15 protein-coding genes are annotated in these 17,330 nt (G+C 68.2%); 12 read left to right on the forward strand and 3 right to left on the reverse strand.

Annotated features, from left to right (window positions below; translation table 11 throughout):
* Positions 1-284 precede the first annotated feature (284 nt).
* The 6 genes from ACQPW1_RS05020 (at position 285) to ACQPW1_RS05045 (ending at position 8,003) form a co-directional block, all read left to right on the forward strand.
* On the forward strand, positions 285-3,986 hold the full coding sequence (locus tag ACQPW1_RS05020; RefSeq protein ID WP_433661594.1) for an ATP-binding protein: 3,702 nt from the start codon (positions 285-287) through the stop codon (positions 3,984-3,986).
* A complete protein-coding gene (locus ACQPW1_RS05025; RefSeq protein WP_011207200.1) occupies positions 3,983-4,396 on the forward strand; it encodes a roadblock/LC7 domain-containing protein in 414 nt (137 codons plus the stop codon). The genes ACQPW1_RS05020 and ACQPW1_RS05025 overlap by 4 nt, the downstream gene beginning before the upstream one ends.
* Before the next feature lie 7 nt (positions 4,397-4,403).
* Positions 4,404-4,778, forward strand: a complete 375-nt coding sequence (locus tag ACQPW1_RS05030) for a DUF742 domain-containing protein (protein ID WP_040731099.1) — start codon at positions 4,404-4,406, stop codon at positions 4,776-4,778.
* A complete protein-coding gene (locus tag ACQPW1_RS05035) occupies positions 4,759-5,361 on the forward strand; it encodes a GTP-binding protein (protein WP_014981574.1) in 603 nt (200 codons plus the stop codon). Before ACQPW1_RS05030 ends, ACQPW1_RS05035 begins: the two co-directional genes overlap by 20 nt.
* Before the next feature lie 51 nt (positions 5,362-5,412).
* Positions 5,413-6,927 (forward strand): carboxyl transferase domain-containing protein, encoded by a 1,515-nt coding sequence (locus ACQPW1_RS05040; RefSeq protein WP_433661595.1) that lies wholly within the window; start codon positions 5,413-5,415, stop codon positions 6,925-6,927.
* A 221-nt stretch (positions 6,928-7,148) separates the two neighbouring features.
* The gene (locus ACQPW1_RS05045) at positions 7,149-8,003 is read left to right on the forward strand and encodes an aldo/keto reductase (RefSeq protein WP_433661596.1); all 855 of its coding nucleotides are present in this window, start codon (positions 7,149-7,151) and stop codon (positions 8,001-8,003) included.
* Here ACQPW1_RS05045 and ACQPW1_RS05050 read toward each other — a convergent pair.
* Positions 8,000-9,103 carry an NAD(P)-binding domain-containing protein gene (locus ACQPW1_RS05050; protein WP_433661597.1) on the reverse strand — a complete coding sequence of 368 codons (1,104 nt, stop codon included), beginning with the start codon at positions 9,101-9,103 and terminating at the stop codon, positions 8,000-8,002. The two genes, ACQPW1_RS05045 and ACQPW1_RS05050, sit on opposite strands and share 4 nt — an antisense overlap.
* Positions 9,104-9,193: 90 nt before the next feature.
* On the opposite strand from ACQPW1_RS05050, the gene ACQPW1_RS05055 reads away from it, so the two are divergent.
* The 5 genes from ACQPW1_RS05055 (at position 9,194) to ACQPW1_RS05075 (ending at position 14,042) form a co-directional block, all read left to right on the forward strand.
* Positions 9,194-9,922, forward strand: a complete 729-nt coding sequence (locus ACQPW1_RS05055; RefSeq protein ID WP_433661598.1) for an enoyl-CoA hydratase — start codon at positions 9,194-9,196, stop codon at positions 9,920-9,922.
* The gene (locus ACQPW1_RS05060; protein ID WP_433661599.1) at positions 9,922-11,064 is read left to right on the forward strand and encodes an MBL fold metallo-hydrolase; all 1,143 of its coding nucleotides are present in this window, start codon (positions 9,922-9,924) and stop codon (positions 11,062-11,064) included. The genes ACQPW1_RS05055 and ACQPW1_RS05060 overlap by 1 nt, the downstream gene beginning before the upstream one ends.
* A gap of 39 nt (positions 11,065-11,103) precedes the next feature.
* Positions 11,104-11,403, forward strand: coding sequence for an antitoxin (locus ACQPW1_RS05065; protein ID WP_433661600.1), 300 nt, complete (start codon positions 11,104-11,106; stop codon positions 11,401-11,403).
* Positions 11,404-11,455: 52 nt separating this feature from the next.
* The gene (locus tag ACQPW1_RS05070) at positions 11,456-13,792 is read left to right on the forward strand and encodes an ATP-dependent DNA ligase (protein ID WP_433661601.1); all 2,337 of its coding nucleotides are present in this window, start codon (positions 11,456-11,458) and stop codon (positions 13,790-13,792) included.
* A 70-nt stretch (positions 13,793-13,862) separates the two neighbouring features.
* On the forward strand, positions 13,863-14,042 hold the full coding sequence (locus ACQPW1_RS05075) for an antitoxin (protein WP_433661602.1): 180 nt from the start codon (positions 13,863-13,865) through the stop codon (positions 14,040-14,042).
* 52 nt (positions 14,043-14,094) lie between these two features.
* Here the strand turns inward: ACQPW1_RS05075 and ACQPW1_RS05080 are convergent, their stop codons facing one another.
* A complete protein-coding gene (locus ACQPW1_RS05080) occupies positions 14,095-14,742 on the reverse strand; it encodes a cysteine hydrolase family protein (protein WP_433661603.1) in 648 nt (215 codons plus the stop codon).
* Between the two features lie 403 nt (positions 14,743-15,145).
* Here ACQPW1_RS05080 and ACQPW1_RS05085 point away from each other — a divergent pair, with 403 nt between their 5' ends.
* Positions 15,146-16,453, forward strand: coding sequence for a lipase family protein (locus ACQPW1_RS05085; protein ID WP_433661604.1), 1,308 nt, complete (start codon positions 15,146-15,148; stop codon positions 16,451-16,453).
* Positions 16,454-16,553: 100 nt separating this feature from the next.
* On the opposite strand, the gene ACQPW1_RS05090 is transcribed toward ACQPW1_RS05085, so the two are convergent.
* Positions 16,554-17,210 carry an ammonium transporter gene (locus ACQPW1_RS05090; RefSeq protein WP_433661605.1) on the reverse strand — a complete coding sequence of 219 codons (657 nt, stop codon included), beginning with the start codon at positions 17,208-17,210 and terminating at the stop codon, positions 16,554-16,556.
* Positions 17,211-17,330 lie beyond the last annotated feature (120 nt).

Here is a 17,330-nt window from a genome sequence, read left to right on the forward strand (position 1 = left end):
GCCTCGATAGATCTGGTTGATTGTGGCAGACTTCACGCGACGCCCGGGTGGGTGTTGTGACCTTTGGTTTTGCCTGGAACGGCCAGGTCAAGGATCGCATGCTTACTCGGAGTCACCCAAGAAGTTATTGATCCGTTAGAATCTGATGTCACTTATTTGGGCCGTCGTAGACGCAATTTCTCGGCCAGCCGCAGTTCTCGGCCAGCTCCGCCTGTCGAGCCAGTATGCGTGTGGAGGTTCGCTGATGGCGCGTGGTTGGGGCCAGTTTGGAAAGTGAGTGGGAGATGCGTGAGGCCGCTAGGTCCGGCAGAAGGCGCTGGGCGCTCGGCAACTGGGACCTGCGCTGGAAGGTGACGGCAGTACTTGCCGTCCCACTGGCCGTCGCGGTAGGCCTTGGCGTGTCCAGGATTTCGTCGGAGTTCACCAATTCCGGTCGGCTTGCCGACGTCGCCGAGAACGTGGGGGCCATCCCCGCGGTCACGGCGCTGAGTGCGCAGACGGCGACGACAGTCGGCTCGCAGATGATCGCCATCGCGCCGAATGTGTCCGTGGTGACCGATCAGAACCTCGCCGATCTCGACAAGGCGATCGCCAACGCGGAGAAGGCCGCGGACAAGCTCGCCGGTGTTTCCGGTGCCCGCGCGGCCCTGGACAGCATGCTGAACCAGGCCAAAGCCGTGCGCCAGCAGGGCAAGAACGTCAGCACCGGACCCAGTTCCGACGCCATCAGTCTGATCGACCGGGTGCGCAACGACAGCGTGCGGATCGTCGAGACGACGGTCGGCCAGGTCAGTGACACCGCCGTCGACACCGCCAAGCTGCGGCTGGTCGACTCGCTCAACACCCGTGCCACGCTGGTCGGCGAGGTCGCCGCGTTCCCGGATGTGTTGAAGGACCCGAAGGCAGGCACCCCTGGCTTCCTCACCGCGGCCAACACCGAGCGCTCGCTGCTCGGCGTGCTGTCGCACCGGTTCTCCGACGGCGACACATCGATCGCCGATCTGGTGGCGGGCATCAACACCCGAGTGACGCTGCTGAACAGCCCGCAGTCGCAGGCCGGTCAGATTCCGGTCGGTGATCTGAAGAAGTCGCTCACCGACAGCCTCGCGGTCTACGAGCTCGTGGTGAGCCGGGCGACCAAGGACATCGACACCGCGATGAACTCGCTGGTGTCCACCGCGCAGCGCGACGCGTGGACCTACACCGCGGTCGTCGTCGCCACCATCCTCGCCGCGCTGCTGCTCGCCGTGTTCGTCGCGCGTTCGATGATCGTGCCGCTGCACCGGCTGCGGCTGGCCGCGCTGCGGGTCGCCGAAAGCGACCTGCCACACGAGGTGGCCCAGCTCCGCACCGGCGCCTCGCCGGAAGAGGTTCCGCTGGAACCGATGCCGGTGCGCAGCACCGAGGAGATCGGCCAGCTGGCCCGCGCCGTCGACGACATCCACGGCCAGGCGCTACGGCTCGCGAGTGACCAGGCACAGATGCGTTCACAGGTCAACGACATGTTCGAGACGCTGGCCCGGCGATCCAAGTCGCTGGTCGACCATCAGCTCAGCCTGATCGAGGCGATGGAGTACGACGAGAAGGATCCACGCCTGCTGGAGAACCTCTTCCGGCTGGACCATCTCGCCGCTCGTATGCGCCGTAACGGCGACAACCTGCTCATCCTCGCCGGCACCAGGCAGCGCCGCGCCAAGTCCGCCCCGGTCGAGATCGCCGACGTGCTGCGCGCCGCGATCTCCGAGGTGGAGGACTACGAGCGAGTGAAACTGGGTGCCACGCCACGTGGTTCGCTGGTCGAGCCCGCCGCGTCCGATATGGCGCACCTGTTCGCCGAGCTGCTGGACAACGCGCTGCGTGCCTCCCCGCCGGAGACCGACGTGAAGTTCACCTTCGCGCAGGCGCACGACCAGGGCATGCTCATCGAGGTGGCCGACCGAGGCATCGGTATGCCGCCGTCGGAGATGGCCGATATCAACCGGCGGTTGGAACAGACCGCCGAGCCCGGCCCCGATACCGCCCGGCACATGGGTCTTTTCGTGGTCGGCAGGCTGGCCGAGCGGCACGGTCTCACCGTGCGGCTGCGTCCCACCTTCGACACCGCGCGCGACCCGGGTGTCACGGTGACCGTGCACGTCCCCGGCGGCCTGATCGTCGCGGGCAAGCCGATCACCGCCCAGCCCGTCACCCCGTCGCCGCAGACGCCCGAGCGGCCGCGGCCGTCCGGTCCGTCGTCGATGCAGATGCGGGCGATCACCCGGACCCCCGGCGGCAATGTCATGGTGACCGTCGACCCGGGCGTGAGCGGGCCGATCCCGGTCAGCAATCCGAATGCCACGTCCAGCGGGCCGATTCCGGCCGGTGGCGGGCTGCCGCAGCGGCAGCCGGGTAACTCGATGGCGTCCGGACTGCAGGCGAACGCGTCCGGTCCGACGCTGCGACCCACACCGGGTCAGCAGCCGCCGTCCGGTGCGCCGCAGCGCGGCAAGCTCGCCGCCGCGAACCTACCCAAGCGCAACCTCGGCCCCGGCGGTCCGCCGCCGCGCCAACCGGGTGGACCGGCCGAGCCGACCGTGACGGGTCTGCCGCCGCGAGACGCGAATTCGGGCGACCTGCCCAAGCGTCAGCCGGGCAGCAATGGAGTGCCGCAGCCGAGCATCAGCGGGCTCGCACAGCCGCCGAGTGGTCTGCCGCAGCGTCAGCGTGGCGAGAACGGTCTGCCGCAGCGGGATTCCGCGCCCGGCGATCTGCCGCAGCGTGATCCGAGCGCGGGTGGACTGCCGCAACGCGGCAGCGGCTCCGGTGGCCTGCCGCCACGGCAGACCGGGCCCAATGGTCTGCCGCAGCGTGAGGGCTTGCCGCAGCGTGACCCGAATGCGGGTGGTCTGCCGCAGCGGGACCCGAGCGCCAGTGATCTGCCGCAGCGTGATCCGAGTGCCGGTGGCCTGCCGCAGCGTGACCCCAACGCGGGTGGCCTGCCGCAGCGCGATCCGACCGCGGGTGGCCTGCCGAGGCGTCACCGCGGCGAGAACGGTCTGCCGCAACGGGATTCCGCGTCCGGTGGCTTGCCACAGCGCGATCCCAGCGCGGGTGGTCTGCCGCAACGCGATCCGAGCGCGGGTGGCTTGCCGCAACGCGATTCGAGTCTGCCGCAGCGTGATCCGAGCTCCGGTGGTCTGCCGCAACGGGAATCCGCGTCCGGTGGCTTGCCACAGCGCGATCCCGGTGCCGGTGGTCTGCCGCAGCGTGATCCGAGCGCGGGTGGCTTGCCGCAACGCGATTCGAGTCTGCCGCAGCGTGATCCGGCCGCCGGTGGCCTGCCACAGCGGCACGCCGCATCGGCGAGTCTGCCGCAGCGGGAGACGCCGACCGGCCTGCCACAGCGTCAGCCGGGCACCCAGGTGCCGCCGAACCTGCCGCAGCGCGAGCCGGGCGACGGTCTGCCGCAACGGGAATCTTCGCCGGGTCTTGGTCTCTCGCAACGTGGTCGGGGTACGCTGCCCGGCAACGACGAGCAGTCGAAGGACGCGGAGGCCGCAGGAGGCGATCCAGGCAGGCACAGCTACCGAGCCAACCCGACCAGGACCGCGTCGTTCTTCCAGACCAGGCTCCAGCCCGCGGTCGAAACCGGAGATTCCGTCATGGGCGGCACACCGATTTTCGCGGAAATGATGTCGGCGTGGCTTTCAGATCCCAATATGGACAGGTCCACCGTGGCCGCCTCCTTCGAATCACCGGGTGATGAAGGTTGGCAGGCGGCCCGCGCGGCCAGCGAGGCACAATCCGAAACAAGGACGGCGGCCGGGTTGCCGCAACGCAATCCGGGCGGAAGGCTGGTCCCGGGCGCCGTCAACGGTGCGGTGGAACGAGCACCGAGCCGCGATCCAGAAACGATCAGGTCCAGCCTGAGTCGCCATCAGCAGGGCGTCCGGGATGGCCGCGCAATGAGAGCAATGAACTTAACCGGAGATAAAGGAGACCGATGAACCCCGATCTAGGTGGTACGAATCGTCAGCTGGATTGGCTGGTTTCGAACTTCGCCAACGAGGTTCCTGGCGTAGCCCATGCCGTCCTGGTCTCGGCTGACGGCCTACTCATGGCCGCGAGCGCTCAGCTGCCCGTCGACCGTGCCGAGCAGCTCTCGGCCGTCACCGCCGGACTGGCCAGCCTCTCGGTCGGCGTCTCGAACCTGTTCGAGGGCGGCACCGTGCTGCAGTCCGTCGTCGAGATGGAGCACGGCTACCTGCTACTCATGGCTGTCGGCGACGGCTCGTACCTTGCCGTGCTGACCAACACGTCGTGCGACATCGGTCAGGTCGGCTACGAGATGGCGTTGTTGGTCGAGCGGGTTGGCCAGACAGTGCAGGCCACGCCACGTGTCACGATGGGTTCCTGATGGTGGGATGGACATAGAAGATCACCGCTTGGGGAGCGCCGAGCCCAGTCTCGTACGCCCATACTCGTTGACCGCAGGCCGAACGAGGCCCGCGGTCGAGTTGGCGTTGGAGGCCCTCGTTGCATCGCATCCGGTCGCCCTGGAGCGGCAGTTCGAACTGACCAACATCGAGACGTCAATCGTGGAGTTGTGCAGAGAATCGCCGTCCGTCGCCGAGGTAGCAGCCCGACTGGGTATCCCCATCGGGGTGGCTCGCGTGCTGGTTGCCGACCTGATCGAGGCCGGGCATGTACGCGTTTCGGCGACTTTGAAAGACGATTCCAGCGACGATGAACGTCGCGAGCTGATCGAAAGGGTTCTCAGTGGACTCCGGCGTATTTGATTCGACGGCGCAGGTCGACACCCGCACCAGCAAGCCAACGTCGGCGAAGATCGTTGTCGCGGGTGGCTTCGGTGTCGGTAAGACGACCATGGTCGGTGCTGTCTCGGAGATCGTTCCGCTGCGCACCGAGGCATTGGTGACCAATGCCAGTACCGGAATCGATAATCTGACAGGCATTCCGATGAAGTCGACCACCACAGTGGCGATGGACTTCGGTCGGATCAGCCTCGCCGACGATCTGGTGCTGTATCTCTTCGGAACACCGGGCCAGTACCGATTCTGGTTCATGTGGGACGACCTGATCCGCGGTGCCATCGGCGCCGTGGTGCTGGTCGACACCCGCAGACTCGAGGACAGCTTCGCGGCCGTCGACTACTTCGAAGCGCGCGGCCTACCATTCCTGGTGGCGCTCAACGAATTCGACGACGCGCCGCGGTATCCGATCGAGGACATCCGGCAGGCCCTCGCGGTGCCCGCGGACGTGCCGATCCTGTCCATCGACGCCCGGCGGCGCGAGCCGGCCAAGCAGGCCTTGGTCGCGCTCACCGAGTACGCCCTGCGCAAGGTGATGCAAGGCTACTGATTGCTCGCGCGGCATCCCGTCCGCCGGAAGCCGAGTGGATAAGCTCCCTCGGTGAGGATTTCGGCGCGCGAGCTGCTCGGGCAACTGCTCGACACCGACTCGTATGTCAGCTGGGACCGGCCACCGATCACGGTGGCCGCGACCCCGCCGTACCGCGAGGCGTTGCGCAAGGCTGCGGTCGCGGCGGGCACCGATGAGTCGGTGCTCACCGGCGAAGGACTGCTGCGTGGCCGTCGCGTCGCCGTAATCGCTTGCGAGTTCGGGTTTTTGGCGGGTTCGATCGGCGTCGCCGCGGCGGAACGGATCGTCTCGGCGGTCGAGCGGGCCACCGAACTCGGGCTGCCCCTCGTCGCCTCGCCGACCTCCGGCGGCACCCGCATGCAGGAGGGCACCGTCGCCTTCGTGCAGATGGTGAAGATCGCCGGTGCCGTCGCCGCGCACAAGGCGGCGGGCCACCCCTATCTGGTCTACCTGCGCAACCCCACCATGGGCGGCGTCTTCGCGTCGTGGGGTTCGTTGGGCCACATGACTTTTGCCGAACCCGGCGCGCTGATCGGGTTCCTCGGTCCCCGCGTCTATCAGGCTCTGTACGGACAACCGTTTCCCGAAGGCGTACAGACGGCCGAGAACCTTTACCGCCGTGGCGTTATCGACGGTGTCGTCACGATCTCCATCTTCCGGCGCATCGCGCATCGGGCGCTCAGCGTCTTCGGCGGCATCCCGGTGCCGGATTCGACTGCGGGTGAACATGTTTCGCACCGTGCGGAGAAGTACGCGGCCGAAGCCGTCTCGGCGTGGGAATCCGTGGTGATTTCCCGACGGCCGGACCGGCCGGGCATTCGTGACCTGTTACGTCATGTGACACAACGGGTTCCGCTGAGTGGCACCGGGCAGGGCGAGTCCGATCGGACGGTGGTGCATGCACTGGCGCGCTTCCGTGGCCAGCCGTGTGTGGTGTTCGGACACGACCGCTCCGGGCAGCAGGGCGGGTACTCCATGGGACCCGCCGCATTACGGGAAGCGCGGCGCAGCATGGCGCTTGCTGAAGAGTTGCGGTTGCCCCTCGTGCTGGTGATCGACACGGCCGGCGCGGCCCTGTCGAAGGAGGCCGAGGAGCGCGGATTGGCCCCCGAAATCGCACGCAGCATCGCGGATTTGGTGACGTTGGACACGCCGACCATCTCGGTGCTGCTCGGCCAGGGCACCGGCGGCGGCGCACTGGCGCTGCTGCCCGCCGACCGCGTCCTGGCCGCCACCCACGGCTGGCTGGCCCCGCTGCCGCCGGAGGGCGCCAGCGCCATCGTCTACCGCGACACCGAACACGCCGCGGAACTCGCTCAGTCGCAACGGATCCGCGCCGCCGACCTGCGCGCCGATGGCGTCGTCGATCGCATCGTGCCCGAGTTCCCCGACGCGGCCGACGAAGCGGTGGACTTCGCCCGCCGTATGGTCGCCGCCATCGCCGACGAACTCACCATGCTGCGTCGGCGGCCCGACGCCGAACTGCTCGCGTTGCGCAAGGAGCGCTATCGCAGACTCGGCGTGCCGAACGTGATCGACGGCTAGGTCGTCTGCCGATCGCCGCTATATCGGCGAGGCCTCGGACGCCTCGGTCTCGCCCGCCGACCGCAGTACTTAGTAGGGCTTATCGAGTCGCTTAGCGAGGCTTACCAAGTCACGACCGTCACTGTCGGTCGATGGAAAAGCGCAGGTCGAGCGGTAAACCGGGGGCCAACACGCCAGGGGGCAGCGTTGACGGCTCGCCGCCACACTTCTACCGTCGCAGGGTGACCTTCAGAAGCGAGACCTCCGCCATCCCCTCGATCGTGCTCAACGACGGCAACGTGATCCCGCAACTGGGCTTCGGCGTTTTCCAGGTGCCCGACGACGATGTGTACCCGGTTGTCACCGCCGCACTGGAGGCCGGCTACCGCAGCATCGACACCGCCGCGATCTACGGCAACGAGGAAGGCACCGGTCGCGCGATCCGCGAGTTCGGCCTGCCGCGCGATGAAATCTACGTCACCACCAAGCTCTGGAACTCCGAGCAGGGCTTCGATTCGACGCTGCGCGCGTTCGACACCAGCATGAAGAAGCTCGGCCTGGACTACCTCGACCTGTACCTCATCCACTGGCCGGTGGCGGTGGCCGATCGCTATATCGACACGTTCCGCGCCTTCCAGGCACTGAAGTCGCAGGGCCGCATCAAGTCGATCGGGGTCTCGAACTTCACCGCCGCCCACCTGGAGCGGCTCATCGGCGAGACCGGGGAGACCCCGGTGGTGAACCAGATCGAGCTACATCCGCGGCTGGCCCAGCGCGAACTGCGCGAATTCCACGCGGGCCATGCCATCGCCACCGAGGCGTGGAGCCCGCTCGGCCAGGGCACGCTGCTCGACGACAAGACCATCGCCTCGATCGCCGCCGCGGTCGGGCGCACCCCGGCCCAGGTGATCATCCGCTGGCACCTGCAGCTCGGCAATATCGTCATCCCGAAGTCGGTCACCCCGTCCCGGATCGCGGAGAACTTCGACGTCTTCGGCTTCGAACTCACCCGCGACCAGATGGACGCGATCAACGCGCTGGACAGCGGCGCCCGCGTCGGCGCCGACCCGGACACCATGACCGCGGGCCTGAACTAGCCCAGGCCCAGGTATTCCGTCAGCTCCACGGCCGCTGCCCGCCCCGCGCGGTTCGCACCGATCGTGCTCGCGGACGGTCCATAACCGATCAGATGGATGCGCGGATCGGCTGCCACCTGGGTGGCGAGCCGACCGGTCATGGTGATGCCGCCGCCGGGCCCGCGTAGTCGCAGCGGCGCCAAATGGTCCAGCGCGCTGCGGAATCCGGTGGCCCAGAGGATCACCTCCGCGTGCTGGAACGAGCTGTCCGCCCAGCGCACCCCGTCTGGTTCGATGTGATCGAACATCGGCAGCCGGTGCAACGCGCCGCGCGCTTTGGCGGCCCGGAGCCGGTCGTCGAGCCGTAGCCCGGTCACCGAGACCACCGATCCCGGCGGCAGACCGCGGCGTACCCGGTCCTCCACTTTGGCGACGGCCGCGCGGCCGTCCTCCGGACCGAACGACGCGTCGCGGAAGATCGGCTCGGTCCGCGTCACCCAGGTGGTGGAGGTCACCTGGGAGATCTCGTCGAGCAACTGCACGGCCGAGATACCGCCGCCGACCACCACCACGTGCTTGCCCGCGAACTCCGCCGCCGTGCGGTAGTCGTGGGTGTGCAGCTGCCGTCCGGCAAAGGTTTCCGCGCCGCGATAGCGCGGGATGAAGGGATGTTCCCAGGTGCCGGTCCCGTTGATCAGCCCGCGCACCCGGATCGTGCCCGCCGAGTCGGTCTCGACATTGAGGATCGGGCCGTGCTCGGCCGGACTGCCGTCCTCGGTCCGGTCACACACCACGTTGACCGATACCTGTCGGCGTACCCGCAGGTCGAAGCGCTTTTCGTAAAGCTCGTAGTAGTGCGGTACCGCGGTCGCCGCAGGCGCGGCGTCGGATCCCGGTGGCAGGGTTTCCGCGAACGACATGCCCGGCAGGTCGTGCACCCGATTGACCGTGGTCAGGGTGAGCGAAGGCCAGCGGAACTGCCAGGCCCCGCCCGGACCAGGTGCATGGTCCACGATGAGAAAGTCCTGCTCGGGGCGCAGCCCGAGGCGCTGGAGGTGATACCCGGCCGACAGTCCTGCCTGACCAGCGCCGATCACCAGGATGTTGAAGTCTGTCGGCACAGCCGAAGATCGTATCCGCTTCAGCGGTCTGCGCCGTCGGCTGTGGCAAAGTGAATGTAACTAGACGGATCGTTCAGTTGGGGAGGTCGCATGCTCGGAGTTAGCCGGGACGGTGACGTAGTGACCATCGAACTTCAGCGCGAGGAGCGGCGCAATGCGCTCAACCTCGAGCTGATCACGCTGCTGCGCGAAGCCGTTCTTGCCGCCGTCGCCGACGACGCGCGGGTAATCGTGATCACCGGGCGCGGCCCGATCTTCAGCGCGGGCGCGGACTTGTCCGGCGTCTACTCCGAGGAGTTCCTCGGAGGCCTGCAGGACATGTTGCACACCATCGAGTCGGTCCCGGTGCCGGTGATCTCGGCGATCAACGGTGGCGCGCTCGGCGCGGGCGTGCAACTTGCGCTCGCCTCGGATCTGCGGGTCATCTCGCCGGAGGCCTACATCGCGGTGCCCGCGGCCAAGCTCGGCATCTCGGTGGATCGGTGGACGGTGCGCAGGCTGGTGTCGCTGATCGGCGGCGGCCCGGCCCGGACCATCCTGCTCGGCGCGGAGTCGGTGACGGCGGCCGATGCCTACAGCTTCGGCTTCGCCAACCGGCTCGGCTCGCTGGCCGACGCGCAGGCCTGGGCCAAGCAGATCGCCCAGCTCGCGCCGCTCTCGCTGCGGCACATGAAGCTGGTGCTCAACGACGACGGCACCCGCGAGCCGGACAACGCGCAGCAGCGCGCCGCGCTCGAGGCGGCCTGGTCCAGCGCCGACGCGCAGGAGGGCCGGCTGGCCAGACAAGAGAAGCGTGCCGCGAAGTTCGTGGGGCGATGATGAACATCCGCAGCATTGTCGGCGCGGCGGCGGGCGCGCTCGGTCTCACCTGGGTGGTCCGCGCGGCATGGGGGATCCCGTCCGCGATGGGCGCCTCGATCTCCGCCATCCAGCCGTACGCGACGGGCGCGGCCACCTACCGCAACCGCCAGTTCCACAACACCGAGCCGAGTAGTCAGCTGGCCGCGGGATCGGCTCCGTCCCTGCTGGTTTCGGCGCTCACCAGGCGCAACGCGGGCCGCCCGACGGGGGTGATCCCGCTGCAGACGCCGCAGCTGCCCGAGTCGGCCGCCGACCTGGCGGTCACCTGGTTCGGGCACGCCACCGCGCTCATCGAGATCGACGGCTACCGGGTGCTCACCGATCCGGTCTGGAGCGAACGGGTTTCGCCGTCCGCGCTGGTCGGCCCGACTCGGATGCATCCGGTGCCGACGCCGCTGATGGAGCTGCCCGCGCTCGACGCGGTGCTCATCTCGCACGATCACTACGACCATCTGGACAAGGACACCGTCCGCGAGCTGGTGCTGCGCCAGACCGCACCGTTCCTGGTTCCGGTCGGCATCGGCGCGCACCTGCGGCACTGGGGTGTGCCGGAACACCGGATCATCGAATTGGATTGGAGCGGTTCGGTTTCGCTGTCCGCGCTCGGCCGGGCGCACGAGGGCTCGGACCTGGTGTTGACCTGTACCGAGGCGCGGCACTTCTCCGGACGCGGCCTGGTCCGCAACACCACGCTGTGGGCGTCGTGGTCGATCGTCGGCCCGACCAAGCGGGCGTACTTCGGCGGCGACACCGGATACACCAAGGCGTTCGCGGAAGCCGGTGCGGCACTTGGCCCGTTCGACCTGACGCTGCTGCCGATCGGCGCCTACGACGAGCGCTGGCGCGACGTGCACATGAACCCGGAGGAGGCGGTTCGCGCGCACGCCGATCTGTGCGCGGGCGACCCGGCTCACGGCCTGCTGGTGCCGATCCACTGGGCGACCTTCAATCTCGCGTTCCACGGATGGTCGGAGCCGGTGCGGCGGATGATCACGGCGGCCGAGGTGGCAGGCACCGCGATCGCGGTGCCGATGCCCGGTCAGCGGGTCGACCCAGGTAGTGCCCCACCACGGGATTCGTGGTGGGAAGATGTGGGTTGACGACATCCTGCTAGTGGGCTAGAGGAAGGAACGAACGCTATGAGCTTCGCGGATACTCTGAAGGGCCTCGTCGGCAAGGGCAAGGACGCGGCGGCCAAGAACGCCGACAAGATCAACGACGCCATCGACAAGGGCGGCGACTTCATCGATCAGAAGACCCAGGGCAAGTACTCGGACAAGATCGCGAAGGGCAAGGAGGCCGCCAAGAAGGTGGTCCCGCCGGAGGATCAGCCGGGTGCGCCGGGCCAGCCGGGCGGTGCCGGTGCACCGGGCACCACGCCCGAGACGCCGACCGCCACGGACACCCCGGGCACCGACCCGTCGGGTTCGGCGATCTGACGAGCGGCGGGGACCCGGCAACTTGTCGGTCCCCGCCTCTAAAATCGTTCCCATGGCGTCCCGCCGGAGCTTCGGTGGCATCGAGGTTGAACTAAGCAACCTCGACAAAGTGCTGTACCCGGCCACCGGCACCACCAAAGGCGAAGTCATCGCCTATTACTCGGCGATCGCGCCCGCGATGCTCCCGCACATCGCCGGCCGCCCGGTCACCAGGAAGCGCTGGCCCAACGGGGTCGACGAGCCTTCCTTCTTCGAGAAGAACCTGCCCGCGCACGCGCCGTCCTGGCTCGAACGGCACACCATCCAGCATTCCGACCGTAAGGTCACCTACCCCGTGATCGATTCCGAAGCCGGGCTGGCCTGGCTCGGCCAGCAGGCGGCGCTGGAAGTCCATGTGCAGCAATGGCGTTTCGACGGCGACGCGGTGGGACCGGCGACCAGGCTGGTGTTCGATCTCGATCCGGGGCCCGGCGCGGAGCTGGCCGATTGCGCGCGGGTCGCGCTCGCGGTACGCGACATGATCGAGGACATCGGGCTGCACGCGTTCCCGGTTACCAGTGGTAGCAAGGGAATTCACATCTACGTGCCGCTGGATCGCGAGGTGAGCTCGAGCGGCGCGTCCACCGTGGCCAAGCAGGTGGCCACCAATCTCGAACGGCTGCACCCGGATCTGGTGACCGCGACGATGTCGAAATCGGTGCGCGGCGGGAAGATCTTCCTGGACTGGAGCCAGAACAACGCGTCGAAGACGACCATCGCGCCGTACTCGATGCGCGGACGCGCCCAGCCCAACGCGGCGGCGCCACGCTCCTGGAAGGAAATCGAGAACCGGAAGAAGCTGCGGCACTTACGCTTCGACGAGGTCCTCGCCCGCTGGCAGGACGACGGCGACCTGCTCGCCGAGCTCGATCCGCCGCTGCCGAAGGGCGCCACCGGGTCGGCGGAATCCGGTGCCGACGCACTGGCCAAGTATCGGTCGATGCGTGACCCGGCGCGGACACCCGAGCCCGTGCCCGCCGACCGGCCGGAACCGAGTGCGGGCAATCGCTACGTCGTGCAGGAACATCATGCGCGGCGGCTGCATTGGGACGTGCGGCTGGAACGCGGCGGCGTGCTGGTGTCCTGGGCGGTGCCGAAGGGCCCGCCGACCACCTCGGACCAGAATCGGCTCGCCGTGCACACCGAGGACCACCCGCTGGAGTACCTGGACTTCCACGGCGACATCCCGAGGGGACAGTACGGCGCGGGGGAGATGACGATCTGGGATTCCGGCACCTACGACACCGAGAAGTGGCGCGACGACGAGGTGATCGTCGAGTTCCACGGGCAGCGGCTCAACGGGCGTTACGCGCTGATCCAGACCAACGGCAACCAGTGGCTGATGCATCTGATGCGCGAGCAGCACACCGACGCCGACCCGAACGACGCGGACAAGGCTGCGAGCAGTCTCGGTACCGAACCCGCCAAACCATCGGGTCGCATCATCCGAATATCCAGCGGCCCTTCGCCTTTTCCGCGGGGCATCGCACCGATGCTCGCGACCCCCGGCGACGTCGCCGACTTGACCACCGACGAATGGTGCTTCGAGACCAAGTGGGACGGATTTCGACTGATCGCTGAAATCGATTCCGGCACACTCACATTGCGCAGCCGCAAAGGCATCGTGGTGAACGACCGGTACCCGGCGATGGCGGCACTGGCCGACGAATTGGCCGGGCACAGTGTCGTATTGGACGGCGAGGCGGTGGTCTTCGACGACCACGGTGTCGCCAATCTCGGCTTGCTGCAGGCGGATGCGGCGCGGGCCGTGTTCGTCGCCTTCGACGTGCTGTATCTGGACGGCACTTCGCTTGTCCGCAAACGGTATTCGGATCGGCGCCGGGTGCTGGAGGCGCTCGCAGGCACCGCGCCCTCGATCACCGTGCCGCCCCGGCTGGACGGTTCCGGCGCCGACGCGGTGCGCTACAGCCAGGAACACGGCATGGAGGGCGTCGTCGCCAAGCGCAAGGATTCGGTGTATCTGCCGGGCAAGCGCGGTCATTCGTGGGTGAAGCAGCGCAACTGGCGCACCCAGGCGGTGGTCATCGGCGGCTGGCGGCGCAGCGACGCCCGCGACTTCAAGTCACTGCTCGTCGGCATCCCGTACGAGGGCAGGCTGATCTACGTGGGCCGAGTCGGCACCGGATTCAACGATTCCGACATGCGCGAACTGGCCAAGCGCCTCGGCACCATGGAGCGCAAGACCAGTCCGTTCGACAACGACCTGACCGCCGAGGAACTGAAGGAAGCGGTCTGGGTGACGCCGAAAATCGCTGGCACGGTGCGCTTCATGAACTGGACCGAGACCGGCCGCCTTTGGCATCCGGCGTGGTTGGGGACCTCGGACTGAGCACGGCTCCGTCCGACCGCGCCGATTACAGTGATTCGCGGTTGGAACCATCTCGAACGAGGAGCGCGTAGTGGACTTCAAGAACCTGGCGAACAAGGCGATCGACCTGGCCCAGCAGAACGCGGACAAGGTGGAGACCGTCATCGAGAAGGCGGGCGATCTGGTCGACAAGAGGACCGACGGCAAGTACGCCAGCCAGGTCGATTCGGCCCAGGAGGCCGCCAAGAAGGCCCTGCACCAGCAGAAGTGACCTCCGCCGAACGGGACATGGCCGCGCGCGATGTCCCGTTCGCGGTGCCGGGTCAGGCCGAGGTGCCCGCCAGCAGCGGAGTGATGGTGGCCAGATCGGTGATCATGGCGTGGCCCTGGAACTCGAAGTCCTCGTAGGCGCGGGCCATGGCTTCCTTGTCGCGGCCGCCGACGGCGTCGCTGATCACGACGGGCACGAAGCCGAGATCGGTGGAGTGCGTGATGGTCGGCGCGATGCCGATCTCCAGCGCGACGCCCGCGATGGCATAGGCGCCGATCCGCAGGTCGCGCAGCATGGCGGCCAGCGGGGTGCCCTCGAACGCGGACATCGACGTCTTGTCGAACACCACCTCGTCGCGGCGCGGCCGCAGCTCGGGCACCAGCTCGAAGGCCGGGGTATCCCGCTGCAGGATGAAGCGGACCTTGTCCACCGAATCGACCTGCTGCCAGTTCATCGCCATGCGCAGCGCGAACGCCCCGCTCAGCTGCTCGGGCAGGAAGAAATGCCGCAGAAAGACCACGGGATAGCCACCGCTGCGCGCCGCGTCCACCACCCGGACCACCCGATCGATGATCTCCGGCCCCTCCGGCAGCTGACTGAGCACCCCGACCTGCATGTCGTAGACGATCACCGCCAGCCGGTCCGGCGCGCACACATCGGCGAGTCCTTCGGGAATGTCCAGTCCGTTGCCGTGCCGCATACTCAGCTACTCCTCCTCGGGGCACCCTGGCCACCGCGGCGCAACTCGCCCGCGATTCGACTGCGCCAAGGGCACTTTCGATCACTCTAGCCAGTGGGCGAAGGACATCCACGGCGATGGGTCTGACCGTGAATGACCGTTGCTCGGGCCGCTGATCTGCCAGTACCGTGAATCCCCCGAGGCCGGAGTGCGTTGGCGCAGAGTTGCACCCGGCGCACGCCGTCGCGCCTCGCCGGACAGGGAGGCCGCCATGCGCAGCATCAACGGAGCGGCCGGGGTCGACCAGCCTGCGCTAGCCGCACGGGTGGGCCGAATGTGTCGTTCCGGCAACAAATTAGGGGTGTCGGCGAAACATCCAGCGAGTGCCGACGGGTTCGGCGGGCGGCAAGGTAGGTTGCCTGCCATGGCGACTCCGGACGGAATCGGTAGGGGGACATCGCTCCTCGGCAGCACGGCAACATCCGACACGCCGGTCCGGCGCATCGGCGCGGCGCTAGCCAGGGTCGGCTCGTCCGCGGCCGTCGCGGCCGCGCTGGTGCTGGCCTTGTCGCTGAGCACGGCGCCCGCCGCGCACGCCCAGGTGCCGCCGCCCGACGCGGATCCGTTCTACGCGGCGCCCGCCGACCTCGCCGCCTATCCCGAGGGCGCGATCGTGGAGTCGCGCCAGAGCGCGTTGTTCGGTCTGCCGCTGCCGGTTTCGACCTGGCAGGTGAAGTACCGCAGCACCGACGCGAGCGGCGCCGCGGTGGCCGACGTGGCCACCGTCATGGTGCCGATGCTGCCGTGGCTCGGCCCGGGTCCGCGTCCGCTGCTGTCGTATCAGATCGCCGAGGACAGCCTCGGCTCCCGCTGCGCGCCGTCGTACGCGTTGCGCGGCGGCGGCGACCCCGGCGGCACCCAGGCCTTGATCGATACCCCGTTCATGGCCGACGCGCTGCGCCGCGGCTGGGCCGTGGTGACCAGCGATCACGAGGGCCCGCAGTCCCGATTCCTCGACGGCGTCAACTCCGGGCGCGGCGTGCTGGACGGTATCCGGGCCGCGCGCGACCTGCCGGCCGCGGGACTCGGTCCAGCGACTCCCCTTGCCGCGTGGGGCTATTCGGGCGGCGCCTTCGCCACCCTGTGGGCGGCGCAGATGCAGCCGCAGTACGCGCCGGACATCCATTTCGCGGGCATCGCCGCGGGCGGTGTCCCGTCGAACTGGCCCGCCATCGCCCAGCACGTGGACGGCACCATGCAGGCGGGCCTGGCCATGCTGGTCGTCATCGCGGCCACCCGCGACAATCCGAGCGCAGGCATCATGGACCTGCTCAACGACCGCGGCCGCGCGATGATCGCCGCCGACAGTGCCGCCTGCGGCCCAGATTTGGTGACGAAGTACGTCAACGCCCGCGTCGACGACTTCGCCGCGGTGCCGAACCTGTTGGGGCACCCGGCCTTCCGTGCGGCGACCGATCCGCACGAACTCGGCGCGCCCGCTCCGGCCATCCCGATGTACCTGTACCACAGCACCAGTGACGATGTGGTGCCTGTTGCCGGGTTCACCGACCTGCTCGGCCGGTATTGCGCCCAGGGCGCCGCCATCACCTCGGTGCATTCCGCGCTGCCCGGCCACAACCCGGCCGCCGTCGGTGAGTCGTTCGGCGCGATGGCCTACCTGGCGGACCGGGTGGCGGGCGTGCCGGTTGTGCCCGGCTGCCACGAGCGGTAATGCACTATCCCGAGTGGTCGGTTCACCAATTGTGTTGGTGCGCAGACAATGACGCGGCCCGCACCGAGGATTCGGTGCGGGCCGCGTCGGTCCGTGCGCGTCAGTTCTTGGAACGGCCGGTTTCGTCCATCCACTTGGTCGACCCCGGCGGCGCGGCGAGCGTGCTGAGCAGGTCGATGCCCGCCACGATCAGCGTCGGGCCGCCCGCGATGATGGTGCCGATGATCCCGCCGACCGCCGCGCCGGCCAGCACGCTGGCGATCACGCCCGGCCCGGCGAGGATGCCGGTCAGCCCGACCAGCGCGCCGATCACGGTGCCGATGAAACCGCCGACCGCGGTGGCGATACCGAACTGGGTCAGGAAGGCGTCCTGGGCGCGCTGGTTCTCGAACGGCGAGGCGATCTGGGTCGCCGTGACCGGGCGCGCCTGGGCGACGTCCTTGACCACGGTCAGTTCCAGCACGCGGCCCGCGTCGCGCACCGCGTGCGGTAGTGGGAACTCCATGCCGTCCTGCCGGAACGCCAGTGGCATCGTGACCACCGTGTTCCCTGCTTCGTCCTTGAGGTCGACGACGTCGCCGACCACTTCGAACGATCCCCCGGTCAGTGTGGTGATGATCTTGTCTCCCACCAGCTTTGCCTCATACCCGATCTCGGGAGCCTGCGCGACGGCGGGCTGAGCCTGGACGGTGCCCGCGCCGACCGCGACGGCGGCGACGAGGGGCACGGCGGCCGCGGTGAATTTGCGGAGAATCATTCGGGTGTTCCATTCTTCATCAGGTTTCAAGCATTGGAGAACACCGCGCACGTCGAATTCCTTTCCCCCACTGCGGTGCGCGGCAATGATGTGATCCAGAGAACAGCTACTCCACAGATA

The organism is Nocardia sp. CA-128927 (genome assembly GCF_050955855.1).
Classification (GTDB): domain Bacteria; phylum Actinomycetota; class Actinomycetes; order Mycobacteriales; family Mycobacteriaceae; genus Nocardia.

Excerpts from the sequence above, each read along its gene's own strand:
- ACQPW1_RS05090 (WP_433661605.1), bottom strand. The coding sequence starts at position 17,210 with ATGATTCTCCGCAAATTCACCGCGGCCGCCGTGCCCCTCGTCGCCGCC.
- ACQPW1_RS05085 (WP_433661604.1), top strand. The coding sequence starts at position 15,146 with ATGGCGACTCCGGACGGAATCGGTAGGGGGACATCGCTCCTCGGCAGC.
- ACQPW1_RS05080 (WP_433661603.1), bottom strand. The coding sequence starts at position 14,742 with ATGCGGCACGGCAACGGACTGGACATTCCCGAAGGACTCGCCGATGTG.
- ACQPW1_RS05060 (WP_433661599.1), top strand. The coding sequence starts at position 9,922 with ATGAACATCCGCAGCATTGTCGGCGCGGCGGCGGGCGCGCTCGGTCTC.
- ACQPW1_RS05020 (WP_433661594.1), top strand. The coding sequence starts at position 285 with ATGCGTGAGGCCGCTAGGTCCGGCAGAAGGCGCTGGGCGCTCGGCAAC.
- ACQPW1_RS05025 (WP_011207200.1), top strand. The coding sequence starts at position 3,983 with ATGAACCCCGATCTAGGTGGTACGAATCGTCAGCTGGATTGGCTGGTT.
- ACQPW1_RS05070 (WP_433661601.1), top strand. The coding sequence starts at position 11,456 with ATGGCGTCCCGCCGGAGCTTCGGTGGCATCGAGGTTGAACTAAGCAAC.
- ACQPW1_RS05030 (WP_040731099.1), top strand. The coding sequence starts at position 4,404 with ATGGACATAGAAGATCACCGCTTGGGGAGCGCCGAGCCCAGTCTCGTA.
- ACQPW1_RS05065 (WP_433661600.1), top strand. The coding sequence starts at position 11,104 with ATGAGCTTCGCGGATACTCTGAAGGGCCTCGTCGGCAAGGGCAAGGAC.
- ACQPW1_RS05055 (WP_433661598.1), top strand. The coding sequence starts at position 9,194 with ATGCTCGGAGTTAGCCGGGACGGTGACGTAGTGACCATCGAACTTCAG.